Source organism: Lentilactobacillus parakefiri (assembly GCF_002157585.1).
Taxonomy (GTDB): Bacteria; Bacillota; Bacilli; order Lactobacillales; family Lactobacillaceae; genus Lentilactobacillus; species Lentilactobacillus parakefiri.
Map to the genome: position 1 here is coordinate 2,214 of NZ_BDGB01000081.1, position 408 is coordinate 2,621.

At 42.4% G+C, this 408-nt stretch carries 1 pseudogene; it reads right to left on the reverse strand.

The features are described 5' to 3' along the window. A pseudogene (locus tag LPKJCM_RS09340) lies at window positions 1-408 on the reverse strand (IS5/IS1182 family transposase); the annotation flags it as partial.

Sequence of the window (408 nt, forward strand, 5' to 3'; positions counted from 1 at the left end):
CACGAATATATTCTTTTTGGGATTCCCAATTCGGGTTAATGTTGATTCTGCGTTGGTTACCCATGCGGGTGGTCGACCAATAGTAACCTTCGGGGTCATCGTAATCGTCGGCCCGATAAACTTTAAAGTTGCGGGTAAACCCATTTTTATCAGTTCGATGGCTCATGCCGTAATATGAAAAGCGGATGTGGTGATTATCCACGTAGTAATCGTCTTTGACATGATATTCCCAATTCATCACTTTACTCAGATCAGTACGATATTTCTTCGATTGTTCTTTCAGATACATGGTGTAAGGAATCAAGGGAATCTTACCCAATTTCTCTTTAACGAATTGATAGTTTGGCTCACTGCCGTAGCCCGCATCGGCAACGATATAGTTGACGGGCGTTTGCGTGAAATTCATTG